This is a genomic window from bacterium (assembly GCA_030648955.1).
In the GTDB taxonomy this organism is placed as follows: Bacteria; Patescibacteriota; Minisyncoccia; order Phycocordibacterales; family JAUSHB01; genus JAUSHB01.
Genome location: JAUSHB010000010.1, coordinates 19,315 through 41,095, shown reverse-complemented (window position 1 = coordinate 41,095; position 21,781 = coordinate 19,315). Strand labels below are relative to the sequence as shown.

The window sequence follows — 21,781 nt, the reverse complement described above, 5'->3', positions numbered from 1 at the left end:
TATTATTTATTAATTATTTCGAAATTTATGCCTGAATACAATGTCATTCTTCCCTCAAAACCTCGTGTAATCTCCGAAGATGCAATCTCCGGTGTTTACGAGATTGACGGTTTGTACCCGGGATATGGTCACACACTTGGTAATTCATTACGAAGGATCATTCTCTCGTCTCTTCCGGGAGCGGCGATTACGTCTGTAAAGATCAGTGGCGTGTCACATGAGTTTTCAACCATTCAAGGCGTGAAAGAAGATGTTATCACCATATTGCTTAATTTAAAAAAAGTACGGTTCAAGATGTTGACTGATGAACCGCAAACCGTAACATTGACGGTGAAGGGTGTAAAAAATGTTTCGGCGGCAGACATCAAAGTTCCCGGTCAAGTTGAAGTATTATCAAAAGATGCTCCGATCGCTACTATTACTGACAAGGGAACAACGCTTGATATAGAATTGAGAGTCGAGAAAGGTCTCGGGTATATTGCAAAAGATGTACATCAAAAAGAAAAAGTGGACATTGGAACTATTGCGGTAGATGCTATATTTACTCCAATTCGTCGCGTGAATTACGAAGTAGAAAACATGCGCGTAGGTGATAGGACAGACCACAACAGGCTCAAAATTTCCATTGAGACAGATGGAACACTTACTCCACGTGAAGCACTCGAGAAATCAATCGAGATAATGATCAATCAACTTAAGTCGATTGTTGGATTTAAGGAAGAAGAGTTTGTTTCAAGTGGAGTTGATATTAGCGAAGGAAACGCAATCAAAACCACCGACGAAGAAGAAGTTTCAAAAATGAAAGTCGAAAGTCTCGATCTCTCGACGCGTACTGCGAATGCTCTTGCAAGCGCAAACATCAGAACCGTAGGGGGACTTTCCAAGAAAAGTGAAGAAGATCTTCTTGAGCTCGAGGGACTTGGCGAAAAGGGAATTCAGGAAATCAGGCGGGCGCTTGGGAATCTTGGCCTAGTTCTTAGGGAAAAATAAAAATGCAAATATCAAAATGAAAAATCATGGTATTCGTCGCTGGCCTGCCTGTGCGATGCACGCAGACAGGCGAATACAAAAATTTTAAACTTTGATTTTTTAACTTTAATATTGGTTTAACCATGAAACACCACAACGCAATTAGAAAATTTGGAAGAACGGCCGACCAACGCCAAGCGCTGATTCGTTCTCTTGCTTGCTCTCTTATAATAAAAGAGAAGATTAGAACAACGGAAGCAAAAGCAAAAGAACTTAGACCATATATTGAAAAAATGGTAACACGTGGGCGCAAGGGAGATGTTTTTTCTCGCAGGCTATTGGTGTCTCGGTTGGGTAATGAAAGTGCCACTAAAAAGCTTGTAGAGAAAATAGCACCTCGATACAAAGAGCGTACGGGTGGTTATACACGAATTGTGAAGCTCACTCCGCGTCAAGGAGATGCAAGTAAAATGGCGATCATTGAATTTGTTTAGATACTATAATTATGACAACAACAAAAACACATACTATTGATGCGACAGGAAGAACGATTGGCAGGGTTGCGACCGAAGCGGCGGCCTCATTACGTGGTAAGAATTCTCCTTCATTTGAACGACATACCATCCCTACTTCAAAAGTAGAGATTATTAATGCATCAAAACTTTCCATTTCATTAAAGAAAACAAAGCAAAAAATATATCAATCATATTCCGGATATCCGGGCGGTCTTAAAGAGCAGACGCTTGAAAGCATGATCGCAAAAAAGGGATATGAAGAGGTTCTTATCAAGGCGATTACTCGAATGTTGGCGCGCAACAGTATCCGTCCGTTAATGATGAAGAATCTTAAAATTAGTCTGTAGTAATGTAAATATAATTTGAATAATTATTTATGGAAAACGATACAAAAACCACAAGCACCCCTGTTGAGTCGCTCGCAGTCAAAGGGGTAAAAACAAAAACCAAGCCAACCGCTAAAAAAGTTGCGACTACGTCAGCGCGTGCAATTTCTACACCACAGGAAGAAGATCACGCACTTGTGCGGGATGTTGAAAAACCAACCACAAAAACAACGGGGCGATATATTTCTGCTATTGGAAGAAGGAAAACATCTGTTGCTCGTGTGAGAATTACAGAAAGCTCAAAGAATACCTTTACTATCAACCACAAAGACCTCGCCACATATTTCCCAACCAAAGAACTTCAGATGATTGTCGCCGATGCAGGTCTCAAATCAAAAGTTTTAACAAAGTTTCATGTTGAAGGACGTCTCTACGGCGGAGGGATTCATTCCCAAGCGGAAGCGCTTCGCCATGGCATTTCTCGTGCGCTTGTAAAATATGATTTGGAACTTCGTAAGCGTTTGAAGAAACTTGGTTTTCTCAAGCGAGATCCAAGAATGAAAGAACGCCGAAAATTCGGTCTTAAAAAAGCCCGCAAAGCTCCGCAGTGGTCTAAACGCTAAGCGATGGCTAGTGTCGCCCGTGCCCCTAAGGCGCATTAGGGAGTAAATGTTAGTTTACAGAATTGCGGGAGAAAAGGGCTAGAAACTTGCCTGTTGACCCCCTGAACAACTCTGCTAGGGTGTAGATGTTATGAATATATCGAACCTAAAATCACAGTTTTTCTTTGCGCCCCATCTTGTACTTGCGGCGGTTTTTGTCGCAGGGGTATTCTTATTCGCTGATCGCGCAAGAGCTCAAGAGTTGCCATCGTTTGAACCATCGACACGATCAGGCGTCGTAGAAGGTACGAGCGCAAACTTTTCTATCACCGACAGCGCATATTTAAATATCAGTTTAGACAGCACAGAAGTAATCAAACTTAGAATGGAGTCGGTTCCCAACATGGTAACAATGACGATTGAGTCGCCCGCTCTTTTAATTGCAACCTCAACCCAGATCACCCTTTATGGTTTTACTACCTCAACCACTTACTATAAATATGAAGACAATTATCACAACCTGACTCAATTTACCACTGACGAAAACGGCGCATATTCATACACGCAAGACATTTCAACTCCCCACATTGTCTTTATCCAAACCCACAAAAGCACCAAGTTCATTCGTGATGATGCCACTGGCGGCGATTGCACTTTGATTGGCAACTGGGATTCCGCTATTAAAACCTGCACACTGAATGTGGATTTAACCGAGACCATTCAGATCGACAGCAATGGCATAACGCTTGACGGCAACAGCCACATGTTAACCGGGAGCAATACGGGAAACGGTGTCTATCTTTCCGGATTTTCTGGAAGGACTGGCGTTACTATCAAGAATTTAAATGTTAAGAAATTTTTGAATGGAATCTTACTCCGTGGATCCAACAACACTTTAACCAACAACACTACGACCTCAAATAGTTACGGAATCTTTCTTGGATATCTTAGTAACAACAACACTTTAACCAACAATACCGCGAGTTCAAATGGTTTTGGAATCTACCTCTACTTTTCCAGTAATAATATTCTGATGAACAATGTTGCGCAGGAAAACTCTTCCGACGACCTTCATGTTCAAGTATCGTCAGATAGCCATTGTGACAACAGTATTACCAACACTATTGGTTCCGGCGGGAGACCAATCAGATACTTCAACAGCGCGGTTACCTTAAGTAATGAAACTTTTTCTGAATTGATACTGTGCAACGCCGGCGGTTCAAATATAAACAATATCACAATTGACGGTTCGATAACGAAGAAAAACAACGGCTTATTTCTCATACAAACAAGCTCATCCACAATTGCGAACGTAAATTCCTCAAACAATAACTCTGGAATCTATCTCGACTCTTCCAGTAGCAATAACGTTCTGACAAACAATATCGCATCAAACAACAACTCCGGAATTCTCCTCTATGGTTCCTCAAACAATAACACACTGACAAACAACACTGTGTTAGGGAACAACTTTTATGGAATCTTATTTTCCTTATCCAGTAACAACATTCTGACAAACAACACTGCATCAAACAATAACGTTTACGGAATCTATCTATTCTCTTCCAACAACAACCAAGTTTACAACAACAATCTTATCGGCAACTTTACGCAGGCTCGTGTCAATGGTGGCAACGGTAATGTTTTTAATCTCACCCCATCAATCGGTGGCAACTACTGGAGTAACTTTGATACGACAGCAGAGGGTTGTAGTGATTCAAATAACGACAACTTCTGCGATTCGCCATATATTTTTTATGGCGGGCAGGATAATCTTCCGTGGACAACACAAGATGGGTGGAACAATATACCCCCTCCCTGCACCGCCGACTGTTATTCCAACGTTCTGTTTTTGCCGGGGATGATGGGATCAAGACTGTTTGAAAAAAGCAGCGATTGTGGAGTATTTAACAATGAAAAAGAACGCTGGGTTTCAATACTGGACTGCAATCACCAACGCCTCGTACTCAATGGAGCAGGGAAGAGCATTAACTCGTTATACACAAAAGAAGGCACCGCTGGTGTTATTGATGAAGTATATGCTTCCAATATTTACCAATCGTTTATAAACGACCTCAAGAAGTGGAAAGAAGCCGATCACATCATCAACGATTACTCTATGATCGCATACGATTGGCGGCTCTCACTCGAGGATATTCTTCAGAATGGCGCAACATCAACTGACGGGATTTCATACAGTACCCCGCAAGGGTTCACAAATAGTTACCTATACAAGCAGTTGAAAATACTCGCGGATTCGTCGAAGACCCAAAAGGTCACCATCGTTGCGCATTCAAACGGTGGACTCGTCACCAAGGCGCTCATTCAAAAACTGAAGGAGGCCAACGACCCCCTCTACGACAGAATCGACAATGTTATTTTTGTCGCCGTTCCCCAAGCAGGAACGCCTGACACTGTCGGCCAGCTTCTTCATGGCGGAAGTCTTGGTCCATTAGGTTTTCTCATGGATGCGGAGCGCGTTCGTGACCTTTTGCACAATATGCCAACGGGATACAATCTCCTTCCATCGCGTGCATACATCGGCTCCTCAACGCCGCTCATTGAGTTTGGAGGAAACGCAGTGAGTCCCGTAATCTCAGCACGTTATGGCGATACCATCGACACCTATGATGAGCTTGCAGATTATCTCACGGGCGGTGACGGACGGGCTGTACCTGCCTATGACGATCTTTCTTCTCCTGCGATTGGAAATTCAACCCTGCTTTCAAACGCCGAAACAATCCACGCGACGCTCGACCAATGGACTCCTGCCACATCGACTATGGTTTATGAAATCGCAGGGTGGGGGATATATACTCCCGCGGTGATTCGTTACGAAAAGAATAAAGTATGTATCCCCAGAGATCCCCCATCGACACCGCAAACAATCGGCGCACCACAACCAATTATTTGTGAGAGATATGTTGATGTCATTAAAATTCAAGATAAGGTAACGTTAAACGGCGACAAAACAGTGGTGGAAGAAAGCGCGCATCTCATGCCGACTTCTTCAATGACGCAAAAGTGGTGGGTGGATTTGGGAAAGTATAACAATTTAACATCAACAATTGACCGTGAGCACAAAAATATTCTTGAAGTTGATCCCCTTCGCTCCTTCATCCATTCGATTGTCATAAGCAGTTCGACCCCTGAACAATATATTACCAATGATTCTTCATTACTTGTCTCCACAAAACCATATATCAAGTATCAACTTCATTCACCCCTCAACCTCAACATCTATGACCAAGCAGGCAACCATACTGGTATCTCGACGACCACGGGATTGATTGAAGAAGGCATCAAGGGTAGTACTTACTACACTCTTGGTGATACCAAAATTATCATTGTTTCTGCCGATACTTTGCATACCGTAAAACTTGATGCCTACGCTTCAGGTTCGTTCACTCTTGACCTTGAAGAGCTTCGTGGCGACATTGTCATGGCTTCCACCACCTACGAAGCTATTCCCACTGCTACAACCACACAAGTGACTCTTACATGGACAGGAGTACTTTCAACTACGACTACACTCGCGATTGATTTCAACAACGATAACACAATCGATTCCACACTTAAACCAACTCTTGGCGGTACCACTATCTATGATGCAACCCCACCAGAAGCACGTTTTACTTTTGACCCCGCTGCCAACAAATTTTTTATCACGGGCATCGATAATCTCTCATCCACTACGGTAAACACCACCGCAACCAGCACCACGATTACCGACGAAGCAGGCAACACAACCAACATCCCTTTCCTTGAGTACGAAGAAGAACCCACGGAAATTAAGGTTGTTTTTAATACGATCATCTACAATGGCATTGCCACAGCAACACCAAAAACAACACTCGAATATGAATGGAAATTCAAAAATGATATACTAAAGTCACTCTCTCAAGAAATTCATCTTAAGGATATGCGCAAAATTGAAACGAAATATAAACAAGCAATCAACGAAACCAAGATTGTGGATGAGGTTGAAGAGGGAAAAAGTAAAAAAATAAAAATATCAAAGCCGGGAATTGCGGTGGTTACGGTGATGACAGACAAAGGACAGTTACTGGTCGGGTATTAGGAGTTTAAAAGTTAATGCATACAAATATGAAGTATTTAAAAATAGTTTTTACCTGTTTGATTGCCTTCGCTATTCTCGGTTTTATGGGGAGCGATGATCTTGGTGATTTATGGATTTATGCAATTACAATGCTAGTTCTTGCGATAATCCTCTCGTTTTCAAAAGAAGAAGTGTTTCGTCTGTGGTGGAAATTTTGTGTCGCATTTTTCGTTATTTCTTTAGGCGTCATCTATTTTGCGGTAACGGCGCCAGTAACTGATCCACTTACTGTCATAGGTAGACATGAATTTGATTCAAGTGAAGCACAAATTTTAATATACCTCTTTATTCTTCCTTCCTTTTTCCTTCTCTCCTTGGTTGTCATCGGCATAAAATCCTGGAAGTTGCGAAAAGAAAATCAAAAAATTTAACCATTCCCCATCATCACTTCCTTAGTAAAAATCGTGCGCACCTATCTTAAGTTGAAGCGGGGAAATAAATAATTTCCCATCCTCAAAAAACTGCTAAAATAGCCCCTTCAATTTTCCCATAATTTTGTATATACTTTACATAACGCACCACGTTTTTTTCTATGAATAAAAACAATAACAATCATCAAGACGAAACCCCTCTTGACAAGGGTGAAAATAATGAGTATGATGATGTCATCTTTGATAAGGAAATTGATGATGAGGTAGGAGAAACGCTTTCGCGTGATGCCATGAAAAAGTTACGGCAAAAACTCGAGGTGTGCGTCAAAGAAAAACAGGAATATCTTCTCGGATGGCAGCGCTCAAAAGCCGATTTCGTAAACGCAAGAAAATCTGACGAAGAAAGCAGAAATAATTTCATTAAGTTTGCGAACGAAGGTCTTATTGAAGAACTTTTGCCCGTCATTGAAAGTTTTGAAATGGCATTTGGGAACAAAGAAGCATGGGAGAAGGTGGATAAAAATTGGCGGACAGGCGTTGAGTATATTCACAGTAAGCTTATGGGCACGCTCATACAACACGGGCTAAAAGAACTAAATCCCGTTGGAGAAAAATTTGATCCTACGCACCATGCTTCGTTTGAAAATGTACCAACAGATAATCCGGAGGAAGATCATATAATTGTCGCGGTGGTTCAGAAGGGATATGCGCTCAATGGAAAAATAATTAAACCGCCCAATGTTAAGGTTGCAGTGTTTGAAGAAAAATTATAAATCATAAACTTAACATTAATTAATATCATTTTAAAATAAAATTATGGCAAAAATAATAGGTATAGATTTGGGAACTACAAACTCAGCAATGGCGGTTATGGAAGGCGGAGAGCCGAAGATTATTGAGAATGCCGAAGGGGTACGCACTACACCCTCGGTGATCGCTCAATCAAAAGCAGGGGAACGTCTCGTCGGTCTTTTAGCTAAGCGACAGGCAGTGACCAATCCAAAGAACACACTTTTTGGTATCAAGCGTTTGATTGGTCATCGTTTTGATGATGAGGGGGTAATTCGCGATAAAAAAAATGTTTCATTTACGATAGAACGCGCCGATAATGACGGGGTTAAGGTTGATATGGGTGGGAAATGGTACCGCCCCGAAGAGATTTCAGCGATGGTGCTTCAAAAACTGAAAGTCGACGCAGAAGCAAAACTTGGAGAAAAAATTACTGAAGCAGTGATTACCGTTCCCGCGTACTTTAATGACAGTCAGCGACAGGCAACCAAAGATGCCGGAAAGATAGCTGGTTTTGACGTAAAGCGCATTATCAATGAACCAACCGCGGCGGCGCTTGCATATGGTTTTAATAAAAAGAAAGATGAAAAAATCGTTGTCTATGACTTCGGTGGTGGTACGTTTGACGTTTCCGTGCTTGAAGTTGCCGATGATGTCATCGAAGTGAAGTCAACCGATGGCGATGTGCACATGGGCGGGGAAGACATTGATCAAAAAATCATTCGCTGGATTGCCGATGAATACAAAAAAGAAAGTGGCATTGATGTGACCAAAGATGTTTTAGCGCTTCAGAGGCTCAAGGAAGCGGCAGAAAAGTCGAAGCATGAACTCTCAACAACAACTGAAGCAGAAATCAATATTCCATTCATTACCTCCGACGCTTCTGGTCCAAAACACTTGCTTCTGAAGTTTTCCCGCGCAACTCTTGAAGAGCTTGCACGCGAATACATTGATCGTTCAATTGAGATCACGAAAAAAGCGATCGGCGCATCACCATTTAAAATAGGGGAAATTCAAGAAGTGATCTTAGTGGGAGGTCAGACGAGAATGCCTGCCATTATCGATGCGGTGAAAAAGCTTTTTGGAAAAGAGCCGAATCGCTCGATCAACCCTGACGAAGTTGTTGCTCTTGGTGCCGCGCTTCAGGCGGGAATTTTGCAGGGTGATGTGAAAGACGTTTTGCTTCTTGATGTTATTCCGCTTTCGCTTGGCATCGAAACACTCGGCGGAGTCGCGACAAAATTAATTGAACGCAATACCACAATTCCAGCATCAAAATCTCAAGTGTTTTCAACTGCCGCTGATAATCAGACATCGGTGGAGATTCATATCGTGCAAGGAGAGCGCGCTATGGCGGCAGATAACAAGAGTCTTGGTCGCTTCATTCTCGACGGAGTTCCGCCGTCACCTCGCGGTATGCCACAAGTCGAAGTGACCTTTGATATTGACGCAAACGGCATTCTCAATGTGAAAGCGCGCGAGAAAACTTCCGGCAAAGAACAATCAATTCGCATTGAGGCGCGTTCGGGACTTTCAGAACAAGATATTGAACGTATGCGTAAAGAGGCGGAAGCAAATGCAGAAACGGACCGTCAGAAAAAGGATTCTGTCGATGCGCGCAACATTGCCGAGCAGACCATCTATACTGCGGAAAAATCACTTCGCGACGCAGGCGACAAGGTGCCTGCTCCAGTAAAATCAGCTGTTGAAGCAAAGGTTACGGCACTCAAAGGCGTTAAGGACGGCAATGACTCAACAGTCATCAAGAAAGCGACTGAAGAACTTTCGCTTGAAATGCAAAAGATTGGTGAAGCGATGGCAAAAGCGCAAGCCAGTACTACATCCTCTGATAAAAAAGATGATAAAAAAGGTGGCGACCCCTCGACAAGTTCAGGGCAAGACGGAAATGTCCGCGACGCGGATTTCAAAGAGGGGGATAGCGGAGAAGCGCCCCAAAAATAGCGTTCATTTAAAAAAACAAGCACATGTTTGTTTTTTTAAACAACCGCTGTGATATAATATGGCAATAAACAACATTTTATGGCAAAAGACTATTACCAAATTTTAGGGATTCCCAAAAGCGCCTCAAAAGAAGAGATTAAAAAGGCGTTCAGGAAGCTTGCACATAAATTTCACCCCGACAAAGGAGGGGGCGATGAGTCAAAATTCAAAGAAGTAAATGAAGCGTATCAGATACTCTCGGATGACCGAAAGCGCGCGGAATATGATTCGTACGGGGAAACGTTTGCCGGGGGTGGACCACAGGGCGGACAAGGTTTTGGCGGCTTCGATTTTTCTGGATTTGGGGGACAGCAAGGATTTGAAGGTGTTGATCTTGATGAAATTTTCGGTGATTTTTTTGGTGGTGCAAAGGGGGGAAGAAGTAAGGTAAAGAGGGGGAGAGATATTTCCATTGACCTTCAGATTTCATTCACTGAATCGATCTTGGGTACCGAGCGAAGCGTTCTTCTCAATAAAGTTTCTGCGTGTCAGACGTGCAACGGGTCAGGCGGCAAGCCGGGATCTTCGATGAAGAAATGTTCTGCGTGTAATGGACAAGGAAAAGTTCATGAAACGCGTAAATCATTCTTCGGCGTATTTACGAGCGTTGTGGATTGTAGCGCTTGCCATGGACGAGGGCAGATTCCTGAAGAAAAATGTCCTACCTGCAAAGGTGTTGGTGTAGAAAAACGTGAAGAAAGTATCACCATAAAAATTCCAGCAGGAATTTCGGCTGGCGAAATGATTAGATTATCAGGGATGGGAGAAGCAGTTTCAGGGGGAGTGGCAGGTGATCTCTATGTCAAGATTCATGTCACATCGCATCCAGTATTCAAGCGCGAGGGCAACAACATTGTGATGGATCTTAGTATTAAACTTTCAGACGCACTTTTGGGTGGAGAGTATACAATCAACACCCTTGAAGGGAGTACGCTATCTCTCAAAATCCCTCCCGGAGTTTCATTCGGAGAAATTTTACGTGTCCGAGAAAGGGGAGTGCCCATTGACCACAAGCGTCGGGGTGACTTATTGGTCAAACTTAATATAAAAATGCCGGGCAAGCTCTCGAAGCGAGTTGAAGGCATCATAGAAAATCTTAAAAAAGAGGGAATATAATTAAGATTATGCCAATGGAAAGCAAGCAGATATTAGCAAATGTCCTCAGTCCCCTAGCGAGCTTTTCACTCGATACCATTGCCATTTTAGTAATCATCGTTTCACTATCCGCGTTTGCGTTTTATGCGGGGAAGCGGAGCGCTATTTCATTTTTAATCGCACTCATTGGCGCGCATTCGATGTATGTCGCTTTTTCTTTTCGGGAAAAAATTATCGCATCGCTTTTTCCCCATAGCGCATTTTTGGTCAATGTCATTTCGTTCTTCATATTTTTTTTAATAGTACATGTGATTTTAAGAAGCATAATCCACGGCGACTATCCATCGGGGACAATGAAGTTTTTCCAATCTATATCCCTCGGACTTGCCTCATCAGGGCTCATTCTTGCGTATTATTATCAGTTACTTCACGGGGAAGTACTTATATATAATTTTTCTCCCAGTATTGATAAGTTATTCATAGCGCCTATGGCGTTATTTTTTTGGATAGCAGGTTCTTTGGGGCTAGTGTTTTTTATTGAACGAAAATAATAACAATGAGGTATTTTTCACCATTCATATTACAGACACTCGTTTGGATTCCGACATGGCTAGTGCTTGGTTTTTTTGCACGCTTCAAAGTTTTTGGGAAGGAAAATCTTAAGGGGCTTTCCCACGGAGTAATTTTTGCGGCTAATCACGGAAGTGAGCTTGATCCCATTTTGGTGCCTGCGAGTCTTAATCCCTTCTCTCCCATAACGCCGATATTTTATGTTGCTCGCGAGCGGGAATTTTACGAAAAAGACGGTTTCAGTAAATATATTTATGGTGGATTTTGGTTTAAATTGTGGGGAGCGTATCCTGCACATACAGGAAAGAAAGATTACACACTCTCGCTTCAAGAACACATCAATATCCTTAATGCGGGCAAAAGCATTCTTATGTTTCCCGAAGGAGGGAAAACAGAGAACGGGGAAGTGGGAAATGGGAAAGGAGGTGTTGCATTTCTTTCTCATATAACAGGAGTGCCTATTGTTCCCGTCGCAATGAACGGTCATTTCAAAATGAGTCCTATTGATTTTGTGTTGCGCAGAAGGAAAATCAGTATTAAATATGGGAAACCACTGTATCCCAAAGATATTTTTCCTGATGTTGCAACAGTAACCATTGAGGACTATAAACACGCGGCACAATTAATAATGTTGCAAGTTGCAAAATTACACAATTCATCCGCTCGCGAACATGTACGTATCTCGAATTTTAACAAAGTACCTGTTGCACGATAATAGAGGATTCATGCTCCCCACCTTTTATTACTTTTGATTGGTGGCAAGTTCCTTGAAATGCTATAAATAGAGGGATATGCAGAAAAAAGCAACACTTAATCTTACAGAAGGCTGGAAAATACTTTTCCAGTATCTCGGGGAATATAAAAAAGAAATTACCTTTCTTTCTCTTTTGGGGGTATTTTCTGCGTTTGCAAATGCATCAGTGCCTTTTATTGTTGGAAAGTTTTTAGATTCCTTACTCAATCCATCACTTATGTTTAACTATCCTGTTGTTATGCCCCAGTGGACGGGATTTATTGCATTTTGGGTAATTGTACAACTGGTCGCAAATATTTCTGATTGGATCAACGATAAGGAACGTCGACGGATAGGAACATTTATCCATGCGGAATATCCCGCACGTGCAACCGCCCACCTTTTAAGACTCCCGCTCTCGTTTCATAAGGAATATAAAACGGGAATTATTTGGGATCGTTTTATGAGAGCAGGGAATGCGCTCTCGAATATTATTGAACAGGTAGTGATCAATCTCGCCCCGCAATTTCTTAGTGTCGCAGTCGGCGTTACTATTGCTTTTTTAATTCATCCACTTCTCGCTTCTGTTATTGTTGTTGGAATCATAGTCTATGTGATACTTCTTGCAATCATTGTTCCTCCGATTGTGAAATATCAACGAAAGGGGAACAAGGCGTGGAATGAAGCATATGGGGATGCATATGACGCATTTGCCAATACGCAAACGATCAAGCAATCAACAGGGGAAGAATATGAATCAGAAAAAGTAAGGAGAAAATTTATCAACAAAGCGGCAACATTTTGGTATAAGGTCGAGAAAATTTGGAGTGGCATTGGATTTTATCAGCGTATGGTGATTGCGGCGACACAGCTTACTATTTTTATTTTGTCGGTACATTTTATTCAAGCAGGGGAACTTACGATTGGAGGACTCATCGCGCTCAATGGATATGCGGCTATGGTCTTTGGTCCATTTGTAACACTGGGACACATTTGTAACACTGGGACACAATTGGCAGATCATCCAAAACGGCATTATTGCGATTGAACGTGCGGAAAAAATACTCGCGGTGCCTATAGAGCGATATCGGTTTGGAAAAAAGAAGAACTTATCTCCACTGCAGGGGAATATCGAGTTTTCGAATGTTGTATTTTCCTATAAACGCGGGGATTCTGTGCTCAAAAATGTGAATTTTTCTGTAACTGCGGGGGAAGTAGTTGCACTCGTTGGAGAATCCGGTGCGGGTAAAAGCACGCTCGTCGACCTTATTTCCGGTTATTATTTTCCTAAAAGTGGCAATGTGTTGGTTGATGGGCATAAAACCAGTGATCTTGATTTGGAATTTTTGCGAAAGTATATTGCCGTGGTGCCACAGGAAGTAGTGCTCTTCAATGACACAATAAAAATGAATATTCGTCATGGGAATCAAGGCGCATCTGATGAGGAGATTTATAGTGCCGCTAAAGAAGCATATGCGAGCGAGTTCATTGAAGGTTTTCGGAAGAAGTACGAACAGTTGGTAGGTGAGCGGGGGGTGAAGCTCTCTGTAGGACAAAAGCAGCGTATTGCGATCGCTCGCGCCATTTTACGCAATCCCAAAATTCTTATTCTCGATGAGCCGACAAGCGCGCTTGATCCCAAGACCGAAAGGAGTATTACTGAATCTCTTGAGCGGTTAATGAAAGGACGTACCACATTTATTATTGCTCACCGCTTAAGTACGGTACGCAAGGCAAACAGAATTTTAGTGTTGGCCGGTGGTAATATTATCGAGCAAGGCAGTCACGATGAACTTATGAAAATTCCTAATGGTTCCTATCGCCACATTTATGAGCTTCATATTGGGTTACGGTAGATTATTTTTTCTATTTCCACAAAGCCTTCAAAATACTAAGAATTTATTACCACTTGCCACTATTGACATATTTTATCTAGAATGTATTCTGCCTTACAGAGCTATTAACATTCGTTAGTGGCCATTTGAACCCCAGGAGGGTACTTAAATGCAGAACATTTCACAAACCAATCCACTCCCTGACCTTAGTCAGGTTCCTCTCTTCTCTGTAAGTGACGAGAAATGTCTTGCGGATGTTGCGGAAGTACTGAAGAAGCACAGGTGCCTTGACCGTTTCGGGGTGAACTTGCTCCACCAGCATTTTTCTGTTGGTGATGATGAAGTGATGCTTGAAACCAATAACCCAGACGACCGTACACTGCGTATGCGGCCAGTTAAGGTTGCGGAAATCGAAGCTACGCATGCCAGAATCACAAGCTGGCGGCTCGATACGGGGAAACCCCAAATGGCTTGTATTTGCATTCAAGCCCCTAATGGTCACGAACACCATTCTCGTGGCTAACTACATTCGATAGTCCCTTTTAACCGCCCCGAATTTATTTTCGGGGCGGTTTTCTCCTCCTCATTCACTCAAAGAAATTTTATATTTAAGAAGGGGGATTTCTTTGTTAGGCATAGGTATCTCCGCGATAAATTGACCACCGCTTGTTTGAATAATTTTTTGAGACGGAATATTATTCTTATCACAGGTAATAATTATCTCTTGCAACCCGAGCCCTTTTGCCTCAATAAGTCCTTGTCGAAGAATCTCAACACCATAACCTTTTCCACGCTCTAATGGACGTATTTCATAATAAATATGGCTCGCTGCTTCAGGAATTCGACCACTTGGTTTATGTCTAATCTGTATCATTCCGATGTATTTTTCTTTATCAATGAGCCAAAATTCACTTCGAGTCACTTCACCACTAACTAAATTTTTTCCTTGCGCAGCATCATTTTTGTGGTTTATAGAATCTAGTACATTTCTAATTTCTGATTCAATATGTTCTGGAGATTGAGACTCAGTAAGAAATTCACAAAGAGCTTCAGTATAGCTTTTTTGGTACGTTGTATTTGGTTTTACTAACTTGGGTGACATACATTTAATATTATATGTTTTTACGAACTCATGCTACTAACCATCTCGTTATAAAACGCTTCTGGTTCGGCGGGGGACGAGCGCATGGTTTTGAGTTTCTTTTTGTCGATGATAAGCGCGGTGTCTATACCGATACGTTTAAGAAAATGTATGTTGTGAGAGATTATCACCAATGCGCCCGCGAAATCTTTCAAAGCATCCGCGATAATATCAAGTGTTTCAATATCAAGGTTGTTGGTTGGTTCATCAAGCACCAGAAGATCGACTGATCCCGCCGTGACCATCGCAAACACAAGACGTGCCGCCTCGCCTCCACTCAAGACTCCCGCCTTCTTGCGCGCGTCTTCTTCTTTATAGAAAAGAAAACGACCAAGTTGTCTCCGCACTTCTTCATGAGTAAGTTTCGGATTATATTTTTCCACATTCTCGATAAGCGTAAGGTTGGGGGCGATGATTTGGTATTTCTGGTCCACATACACCACACCTGCGTCGGGGGAGCGTTTGACGTACCCTCCGAGTTCCACCACAGCATCTTCTCCTGCAATAGATTTTGCAAGCGTACTTTTTCCACTGCCATTTTTGCCGACTAACACAAGGCGGTCGCCATAAACAATGCGAAGGTCGATATTTTCGATAAGAGTTTTTTCTGCAACCCCAAGCACTCCGTCATTAATGGCAATTAACGTTTTTCGCGCGCCGGAAGTGTCGTGGTCGATCACAAACCGCAGCGGACGTTGTTTCTCCTTTTTTAATGTACTGGCTTTCTCATCTCGTTGCGCCATGATTTTTCTTAGTTTTTTTCCCTGCTTGCCCGCGGTACCGGATGCTTGGTTTGCGTAAAATCCTTTCAGTACCGGCGGCATGTTGTTTGCGAACACTTCTTTTCTTCCCACGCGCTTTGAGCGGTCTGCGCGTTTTTGTTCTGCTTCAATGGATTTTTTGACCTTCTTTAATTTTTTCTTGGTTGCCGTATAATCCCGTTCTCGCGCATCTTTCTTAAACTGCTTCTGGTCGGCATAATGTGTATAATTCCCTCCATACTCGGCGACAGCTCCTTCCTCAAGTTCCCAAATATGATTTACCACAAGATTAAGAAAGAATGGATCGTGAGAAACAATAATGAATGCCCCCGGGAATGTTGTGAGAAATTTCTTTAAAATATCAATACCTTCTGCATCGAGGTGGTTTGTTGGCTCATCAAGGAGCAAGAGATTGGGATTGTGTGCTTCGGCGATCGCGAGATTGAGTTTCATCAACTCACCTCCGCTGAGTGTTTGAAGTTTTTGGTCAGGCTTGATTTCGTTTTCTTTAAACCATTTGCGAAGCTTTGCATTAAGGGCGGACCAATTTACTCCTTGGCGAAAAACATATTCTTCTATTTTGTCGGTGCTTCCAAAAAGCGAGAAGTCTAACTGGGGGAGATAGTACGAGGAACCCTTGTTTTCTATCACGCCTCTTGTTGTTTCGATTTGTCCCGCAAGCAATTTTAAAAGCGTGCTTTTTCCACTGCCGTTTTTCCCAACCAATCCGATCCGATCGCCCTCTTTTATCGTCAGATTAAGCTCTTTAAAAAGAGTTTTATGTTGGAGCTCAAACGATGTATCTTTTGCCGAGAGTATTACTTTGGCCATTACAGAGTAAAATACCACACCTGTGGGAAACTTGATAGGCGGTATCCCGCGGAAGCATTGAAAAATCTGGGGATTTTTGGTATCTCCAGAGAACCACTTTTATTGACTTGCAATTACTATAATATAGTACTAAGATATAGTATATGACTACCATTACCATACCCATCAATAAAGACCTCGAGAATTTTATTGAGGAGGAGCTTGCACAGGGAACAAGTGAGAGCAAGGCGCATCTCGTGCGGTTTGCTCTCGAGCGTCTTCGCGAAGAACGGATACTTTTGCGGATACAGGAGGCGGAAAACGATATTAAAACAGGACGTGTCTATAAGGGCGATCTCAAAAAATTAGCGGGACGAAGTAAGTAATAATGGAATATCTTTATACCGCCAGATTCTTGCGTTCCTTTCGAAAATTATCTCCCGCGGTCCAAGATGATTGTTATCGCACTGTTGCGTTGTTTAAAAATAAAAAGAACGAGGGGGAAATAAAACTCCATAAATTGCACGGAAAATTAAAAAAATACCATGCTTTTTCTGTGAATTTTGCTTATCGAATTATTATAAAACTACACAAGAAAAAAGTATATTTTATGGATGTCGGTTCTCATACGTTGTATGCGTAAGTAATAATCTGCCCAGTGTGGACTACCACGGGGTTGAAAAACGAGTGGATTTTTGGTATTTTTAGGGTGTACATGCAACATATTTTGCTTGCAGTTTCTAGTATTGCGGATCTTTTTATCCGCTATCGTTCATGGAGATCAAAATCTCCCTCTAGTTTCGTAATTTGCAATTTTGCTTGACCGAATTAAAACGGTGATGTATTCTAACAACAGAGCTATTAACGGTCGTTAGTAGCATTTGATCTTGAAAATTTAAGGAGATTCATTATGGCGAAAACTCGTGATCGTTTCATGGACAAATTACAGCGTGCAGCAAAAGGCCTGAAGGATTCAGATTTCGTTGCTCCCCAGGGTACCGTTATCTGTTGGGGGATTAAAACCTGTGTTGGTGTCGCACAGCGGCATGATGTTATCGTGGTGCGTAATACAAACGATTCCCAAAAGATCACAGCACTTTTTTCTCCCAAGGAATGGGATCTTTTCATCAAGGGAGTAAAAAACGGCGATTTCAATCTAAAGTGAACCTTCTGATTAAGGGCTGTAATAATTACAGCCCTTAATTTTTGATATTTTTAAGTAAATAGAATTAATGAAAAATCAGGAATATTATTTGAAAACTACAAACAATAATCAACGACTGATTATTATCTTGCCCGGGTTGATGACGAATGCGTTGAGTGAAATTATTACCCCCTTAAGTAGAATTAAGTATAAATGCGACATTGTTTCGTTGACGCTTTATGATGGCAAAACGAAGTTGCATCAAGACATAAAGAGAATTATAGAAAGAGTTAATCATTTTCTTGCGCATTATGCACGCAGAAAACAATATAAGCACGTGTATATAATCGGCCATAGTTTTGGGTCGAGCATTCTCATGCTATCAAGACTCCCTAAAAGTATCGAAAAAATTGTCTTTTGGTCGCCATCGCCATGGATACCAAAAGACGGGCACAGGACACTCAAAAGCGCCGGAAAATATTTATATAAATTAAATAAATTTCATATCAGTAAAACCCTAGCGCGAGACCTCGCTAAATTGGATATCAGAAAAATGGTAAAAAATATACGAGGATATAAATTATTTATTTATTTTTCCAAAGGTGATGATAAGGCAGTATGGGTGGAATTATTCAAAAATGATATTTTGGCAAAAAACGTGAAAATCGTTAATACAAAATACCCCCATATGTACAACAAAAAACAATTAACTGCACTATATCAAAAAACCGAACAAGCGCTACTCGATATTGATTAGACGATTTAACGTGCTTAATTACCTATCCCCACGGAAGCATTGAAAAATCGGGGGATTTTTGGTATTTTGGGGGTATATAATTTTTCGCTATGAAAACTTTTGCTTTTATTGATGCGTCAAATCTCTTTTATGGTGGAGAAAAAAGTTTAGGGTGGAAGATAGATTACGAAAAACTACTAGAGTATCTACAAGAAAAATATGATGTCAAGAAAACACTCTACTTCGGAGGTGTTGAAGTTCATAATTTTAAATATAATTATCAAACAAATGAAACCGTTCCGCTAAAATCCCTCGAAAAACATCTTCTTGGATTATTGCAGAACAGCGGAAAAGAACTTAATGAGGCTGACATTCTTTTGATCGGTAGACACCTACAAAGAACAAGATTTTACCTGAGACTTGAACAGTTCGGGTATCAATTATTCCTTAAGCCAGTGAAGTTGTATGACCAGGAAGATGGAACAACAAAACGAAAAGCGAACTGTGATGTAGATATGGCATTTTATCTTATGAAGGAACGAGATAAATTTGATCGCATCGTCGTACTTTCTGGTGATGGTGATTTCTTGCCCGTGCTTAAGTATCTTAGAGAAATAAAAAAGGAGGTTATTGTTCTAGCGAGGGGGCCGAGAACTGCAAAAGAAATTCGTCAATTCGCCGGGAGTAATTTTAGGGATTTTGAATATCTTCGTGAACGATTAAAAAGGAGATAACAAGAACGGCACCCATATAGGATGCCGTTCACGTTTAGTGCTTTAAGTATATAGTATGCGGACTATTACTGTCAAGTAAAATTTCAGTATATGTAGCTACTCCAATATCCCCACAAAGTCATTGAAAAACCGGGGAATTTTTGGTATTTGGAACGTATAGAGATAATACATCTTGACAGTATCTGCTTACGAAGGTAGTATTATATTGTAATACAAATTATTACAAAATAATACACAATCATGCGTACCATCATTAATATTTCTGTTCCCGAAATAACCGCCAAAGAAATCCGAAAAGAGGTGAGGATAGGGGGGTTTTCTTCCACGAGTGAATTTTTTCGCCATCTTTTGCGTGAGCAAAAAGCACGAAATTTTACTGCGTCTCTAAAAAGAGACCGAGAGCAATTTGAACACGGAAAAGGGAAGAAGCTTTCTTCGCTTAAGGACCTGCGCTAAACAATGAAAATTCCACAAACTAAAAAAGATAACATCATTGATTCTATTAATGGCATTTCAATATCTGATCCATACCGTTGGCTTGAAGATGCAAAAAGTTCTGAAACAAAGGAATGGGTTGAATCTCAAAATTCCTATACTGATTCCTTCCTACGAAATGAAAATTTTGAAATATTCTCTAACGAACTCGTTAAGAATTTTAAGGTTGTTAATTTTTCAAATCCTATTCCTGTTAGGGGAAAGTATTTTTATAGCGAGCGCCAACCGGACGAGGACCAATCCGCACTTTATGTGAGAACTGGAATAAATGGCAACCCCGTTAAACTTGTAGATCCTAATGGGATGAGGGATGACAATACGATCAATATCGCTTTTTGGTCGGTATCTCGAACTGGTAAATATCTCGCATATGGTCTTTCGCAGGGAGGTGATGAGATGGCAATAATGTACATAAAGGGAGTGGATACTGGTATAAATCTATCAGAACAAATTCCTCGGTGCAGACATTCCCAAATAAGTTGGCTTCCTGATGACTCCGGTTTTTTCTATACGAAGAACCCCGAACCTGGTACTGTTCCTAAAAACGAGGAACATCTTCATACAAAAATCTATTTTCATAAAATTGGTGATAATCCAAATAACGATGAACTTATTTTCGGTAAAGATCGTCCAAAAGATGATATGCTCGGTATTACTATTTCAATGGATGGACGATATTTGGCAATTTCATCAGCGGTAACATGGACTGAAAACGATATTTATATTTACGATAGGGATACTAAGCAAACAAAACCTTTTGTAGTTGGTATGCCTGCGAAATTTTCACTCAAGTTTTTAGAAGATAAAGTAATTGTAGGTACTAATTATAATGCAAATAATTTTAGAATCCTTTCGGTTCCTATCATAAATCTATTTACTCCGACTGAAGACTGGGAAGAATTAATTCCAGAGCGGAAATATCTTTTGCAGTCAGAAACTACTACAAAAACTAAAATAATCGTAACTTATCTTGTTGATGCTTGTTCAAAGGTGGTAATGTTTGACCATAGTGGTAAAGAAATCGGCGAAATACCACTTCCTCCGTATTCGAGTCTCGCCGGAATTTCTAGGAACATTGAAGAAGATGAGTTTTTTTATGGCGTTGATTCGTTTACTTTTCCTAAAATAACATATCGATATTCTCCAATTGAAAATAAGTTTGAGGTATACCGAAAAACAGATAACCCAATAAACCCAAATGATTATGTTACCAAGCAGGAATGGTATCAGTCCAAAGACGGAACTAGAGTACCCCTTTTTATTTTTCACAAGAAAAATATATCTGTTGATGGAGTTAATCCTACTATCCTCTATGGGTACGGTGGTTTTGCAGACCTCAACACACCAGGGTTTATGAGAGGCTTCGTGTCATGGATGGAGCGTGGAGGCATTTATGTTATTGCGAATATTCGAGGTGGCGGTGAATTTGGTGAAAAATGGCACAAAGATGGCATGAAAGAAAATAAACAAAATTCTTTTGATGATTTTATTGCCGCCGCCGAATATCTTATTCAAGAAAAGTATACCGACCGAGATCATCTTGGTATTTTGGGAGGAAGTAACGGCGGTTTATTGGTTTCTGCGGTTGCCGTTCAGCGACCAGAATTATTTAAAGCAGTTTGTTCTCGAGTTCCATTAATTGATATGGTTAGATTTCCCTTGTTTGGTATTGCATCTCGTTGGGTCCATGAATACGGTAACCCCGAAGTAAAAGAAGATCTGCAAAGAATTTTAAAGTGGAGTCCATACCACAACGTGAAAGAGGGAGTTGAATATCCTTCCTTCCTTTTTACAACAGCAAGTAAGGATACTCGTGTCGATCCACTTCATGCACGAAAAATGACCGCCATGCTACAATCCGTTAATAAAAAGAACACAGTGCTGATTTTTACAGAAATGGAAACCGGGCATGGTCCAGGTAAGCCAATAAAGAAAATTGTTGAAAGTCAGACTCTTTTGCTTACGTTTTTTGCTCAAAATTTAGATCTAAAAATTTAAATTCAGACACAGCTCTAAATAAGTAACATATCCCCA

Annotated in this window: 23 protein-coding genes; 20 read left to right on the top strand and 3 right to left on the bottom strand. The window is 41.1% G+C overall.

The genetic code is table 11. The features are described 5' to 3' along the window. Positions 1-27 precede the first annotated feature (27 nt). From Q7S11_01960 to Q7S11_01900, 13 genes are all read left to right on the top strand, one after another. A complete protein-coding gene (locus tag Q7S11_01960) occupies positions 28-990 on the top strand; it encodes a DNA-directed RNA polymerase subunit alpha (GenBank protein ID MDO8572518.1) in 963 nt (320 codons plus the stop codon). Positions 991-1,112: 122 nt separating this feature from the next. After that, the gene (rplQ, locus tag Q7S11_01955) at positions 1,113-1,463 is read left to right on the top strand and encodes a 50S ribosomal protein L17 (protein MDO8572517.1); all 351 of its coding nucleotides are present in this window, start codon (positions 1,113-1,115) and stop codon (positions 1,461-1,463) included. Positions 1,464-1,474: 11 nt separating this feature from the next. Beyond that, on the top strand, positions 1,475-1,831 hold the full coding sequence (gene rplM / locus Q7S11_01950; protein ID MDO8572516.1) for a 50S ribosomal protein L13: 357 nt from the start codon (positions 1,475-1,477) through the stop codon (positions 1,829-1,831). Positions 1,832-2,052: 221 nt separating this feature from the next. Continuing rightward, entirely contained in the window at positions 2,053-2,433 is a 381-nt protein-coding gene (rpsI, locus tag Q7S11_01945) for a 30S ribosomal protein S9 (protein ID MDO8572515.1), read from the top strand. 130 nt (positions 2,434-2,563) lie between these two features. After that, positions 2,564-6,493, top strand: a complete 3,930-nt coding sequence (locus tag Q7S11_01940) for a NosD domain-containing protein (protein ID MDO8572514.1) — start codon at positions 2,564-2,566, stop codon at positions 6,491-6,493. Between the two features lie 26 nt (positions 6,494-6,519). Further along, the gene (locus Q7S11_01935; protein MDO8572513.1) at positions 6,520-6,903 is read left to right on the top strand and encodes a hypothetical protein; all 384 of its coding nucleotides are present in this window, start codon (positions 6,520-6,522) and stop codon (positions 6,901-6,903) included. 161 nt (positions 6,904-7,064) lie between these two features. Beyond that, positions 7,065-7,676, top strand: coding sequence for a nucleotide exchange factor GrpE (locus Q7S11_01930; GenBank protein MDO8572512.1), 612 nt, complete (start codon positions 7,065-7,067; stop codon positions 7,674-7,676). 43 nt (positions 7,677-7,719) lie between these two features. After that, positions 7,720-9,654, top strand: a complete 1,935-nt coding sequence (gene dnaK / locus Q7S11_01925) for a molecular chaperone DnaK (protein MDO8572511.1) — start codon at positions 7,720-7,722, stop codon at positions 9,652-9,654. A 78-nt stretch (positions 9,655-9,732) separates the two neighbouring features. Then, positions 9,733-10,809, top strand: coding sequence for a molecular chaperone DnaJ (dnaJ, locus tag Q7S11_01920; GenBank protein MDO8572510.1), 1,077 nt, complete (start codon positions 9,733-9,735; stop codon positions 10,807-10,809). A gap of 8 nt (positions 10,810-10,817) precedes the next feature. Continuing rightward, on the top strand, positions 10,818-11,339 hold the full coding sequence (locus Q7S11_01915; protein MDO8572509.1) for a hypothetical protein: 522 nt from the start codon (positions 10,818-10,820) through the stop codon (positions 11,337-11,339). Positions 11,340-11,344: 5 nt separating this feature from the next. After that, on the top strand, positions 11,345-12,073 hold the full coding sequence (locus tag Q7S11_01910; GenBank protein ID MDO8572508.1) for a lysophospholipid acyltransferase family protein: 729 nt from the start codon (positions 11,345-11,347) through the stop codon (positions 12,071-12,073). A gap of 76 nt (positions 12,074-12,149) precedes the next feature. Continuing rightward, positions 12,150-13,139, top strand: coding sequence for an ABC transporter ATP-binding protein (locus Q7S11_01905; protein ID MDO8572507.1), 990 nt, complete (start codon positions 12,150-12,152; stop codon positions 13,137-13,139). 22 nt (positions 13,140-13,161) lie between these two features. After that, positions 13,162-13,947 (top strand): ATP-binding cassette domain-containing protein, encoded by a 786-nt coding sequence (locus Q7S11_01900; GenBank protein MDO8572506.1) that lies wholly within the window; start codon positions 13,162-13,164, stop codon positions 13,945-13,947. Between the two features lie 160 nt (positions 13,948-14,107). On the opposite strand, the gene Q7S11_01895 is transcribed toward Q7S11_01900, so the two are convergent. The 3 genes from Q7S11_01895 to Q7S11_01885 all read right to left on the bottom strand — a co-directional run bounded on the left by Q7S11_01895 (position 14,108) and on the right by Q7S11_01885 (position 16,659). Continuing rightward, positions 14,108-14,350, bottom strand: coding sequence for a hypothetical protein (locus Q7S11_01895; GenBank protein ID MDO8572505.1), 243 nt, complete (start codon positions 14,348-14,350; stop codon positions 14,108-14,110). A 159-nt stretch (positions 14,351-14,509) separates the two neighbouring features. Then, entirely contained in the window at positions 14,510-15,028 is a 519-nt protein-coding gene (locus Q7S11_01890; protein ID MDO8572504.1) for a GNAT family N-acetyltransferase, read from the bottom strand. Positions 15,029-15,048: 20 nt separating this feature from the next. Beyond that, on the bottom strand, positions 15,049-16,659 hold the full coding sequence (locus Q7S11_01885; GenBank protein MDO8572503.1) for an ABC-F family ATP-binding cassette domain-containing protein: 1,611 nt from the start codon (positions 16,657-16,659) through the stop codon (positions 15,049-15,051). A gap of 143 nt (positions 16,660-16,802) precedes the next feature. Between Q7S11_01885 and Q7S11_01880 the strand changes: the two genes are divergently transcribed. The 7 genes from Q7S11_01880 (at position 16,803) to Q7S11_01850 (ending at position 21,745) form a co-directional block, all read left to right on the top strand. Then, positions 16,803-17,024: a hypothetical protein gene (locus Q7S11_01880; GenBank protein ID MDO8572502.1), complete on the top strand. Its 222-nt coding sequence runs from the start codon at positions 16,803-16,805 to the stop codon at positions 17,022-17,024. Positions 17,025-17,026: 2 nt separating this feature from the next. Beyond that, a complete protein-coding gene (locus tag Q7S11_01875; GenBank protein MDO8572501.1) occupies positions 17,027-17,281 on the top strand; it encodes a hypothetical protein in 255 nt (84 codons plus the stop codon). A gap of 267 nt (positions 17,282-17,548) precedes the next feature. Beyond that, entirely contained in the window at positions 17,549-17,803 is a 255-nt protein-coding gene (locus Q7S11_01870) for a DUF397 domain-containing protein (GenBank protein ID MDO8572500.1), read from the top strand. Between the two features lie 67 nt (positions 17,804-17,870). Continuing rightward, complete coding sequence (locus tag Q7S11_01865) at positions 17,871-18,539, top strand: hypothetical protein (GenBank protein MDO8572499.1); 669 nt, start codon at positions 17,871-17,873, stop codon at positions 18,537-18,539. A gap of 89 nt (positions 18,540-18,628) precedes the next feature. Continuing rightward, positions 18,629-19,252 (top strand): NYN domain-containing protein, encoded by a 624-nt coding sequence (locus Q7S11_01860; GenBank protein ID MDO8572498.1) that lies wholly within the window; start codon positions 18,629-18,631, stop codon positions 19,250-19,252. A 240-nt stretch (positions 19,253-19,492) separates the two neighbouring features. Further along, a complete protein-coding gene (locus tag Q7S11_01855) occupies positions 19,493-19,708 on the top strand; it encodes a ribbon-helix-helix domain-containing protein (protein MDO8572497.1) in 216 nt (71 codons plus the stop codon). A 3-nt stretch (positions 19,709-19,711) separates the two neighbouring features. Next, a complete protein-coding gene (locus Q7S11_01850; protein MDO8572496.1) occupies positions 19,712-21,745 on the top strand; it encodes a prolyl oligopeptidase family serine peptidase in 2,034 nt (677 codons plus the stop codon). Positions 21,746-21,781 lie beyond the last annotated feature (36 nt).

Bases quoted from the DNA above. Each gene is read 5' to 3' on its own strand.
- Q7S11_01860 (MDO8572498.1), top strand. From the start codon at position 18,629: ATGAAAACTTTTGCTTTTATTGATGCGTCAAATCTCTTTTATGGTGGA.
- Q7S11_01940 (MDO8572514.1), top strand. From the start codon at position 2,564: ATGAATATATCGAACCTAAAATCACAGTTTTTCTTTGCGCCCCATCTT.
- Q7S11_01930 (MDO8572512.1), top strand. From the start codon at position 7,065: ATGAATAAAAACAATAACAATCATCAAGACGAAACCCCTCTTGACAAG.
- Q7S11_01960 (MDO8572518.1), top strand. From the start codon at position 28: ATGCCTGAATACAATGTCATTCTTCCCTCAAAACCTCGTGTAATCTCC.
- Q7S11_01905 (MDO8572507.1), top strand. From the start codon at position 12,150: ATGCAGAAAAAAGCAACACTTAATCTTACAGAAGGCTGGAAAATACTT.
- Q7S11_01850 (MDO8572496.1), top strand. From the start codon at position 19,712: ATGAAAATTCCACAAACTAAAAAAGATAACATCATTGATTCTATTAAT.
- dnaK (MDO8572511.1), top strand. From the start codon at position 7,720: ATGGCAAAAATAATAGGTATAGATTTGGGAACTACAAACTCAGCAATG.
- Q7S11_01885 (MDO8572503.1), bottom strand. From the start codon at position 16,659: ATGGCCAAAGTAATACTCTCGGCAAAAGATACATCGTTTGAGCTCCAA.
- Q7S11_01890 (MDO8572504.1), bottom strand. From the start codon at position 15,028: ATGTCACCCAAGTTAGTAAAACCAAATACAACGTACCAAAAAAGCTAT.
- rplM (MDO8572516.1), top strand. From the start codon at position 1,475: ATGACAACAACAAAAACACATACTATTGATGCGACAGGAAGAACGATT.
- rplQ (MDO8572517.1), top strand. From the start codon at position 1,113: ATGAAACACCACAACGCAATTAGAAAATTTGGAAGAACGGCCGACCAA.
- Q7S11_01895 (MDO8572505.1), bottom strand. From the start codon at position 14,350: ATGCGTAGCTTCGATTTCCGCAACCTTAACTGGCCGCATACGCAGTGT.
- dnaJ (MDO8572510.1), top strand. From the start codon at position 9,733: ATGGCAAAAGACTATTACCAAATTTTAGGGATTCCCAAAAGCGCCTCA.
- Q7S11_01865 (MDO8572499.1), top strand. From the start codon at position 17,871: ATGAAAAATCAGGAATATTATTTGAAAACTACAAACAATAATCAACGA.
- Q7S11_01880 (MDO8572502.1), top strand. From the start codon at position 16,803: ATGACTACCATTACCATACCCATCAATAAAGACCTCGAGAATTTTATT.
- Q7S11_01855 (MDO8572497.1), top strand. From the start codon at position 19,493: ATGCGTACCATCATTAATATTTCTGTTCCCGAAATAACCGCCAAAGAA.
- Q7S11_01910 (MDO8572508.1), top strand. From the start codon at position 11,345: ATGAGGTATTTTTCACCATTCATATTACAGACACTCGTTTGGATTCCG.
- Q7S11_01915 (MDO8572509.1), top strand. From the start codon at position 10,818: ATGCCAATGGAAAGCAAGCAGATATTAGCAAATGTCCTCAGTCCCCTA.
- Q7S11_01870 (MDO8572500.1), top strand. From the start codon at position 17,549: ATGGCGAAAACTCGTGATCGTTTCATGGACAAATTACAGCGTGCAGCA.
- Q7S11_01875 (MDO8572501.1), top strand. From the start codon at position 17,027: ATGGAATATCTTTATACCGCCAGATTCTTGCGTTCCTTTCGAAAATTA.
- Q7S11_01935 (MDO8572513.1), top strand. From the start codon at position 6,520: ATGAAGTATTTAAAAATAGTTTTTACCTGTTTGATTGCCTTCGCTATT.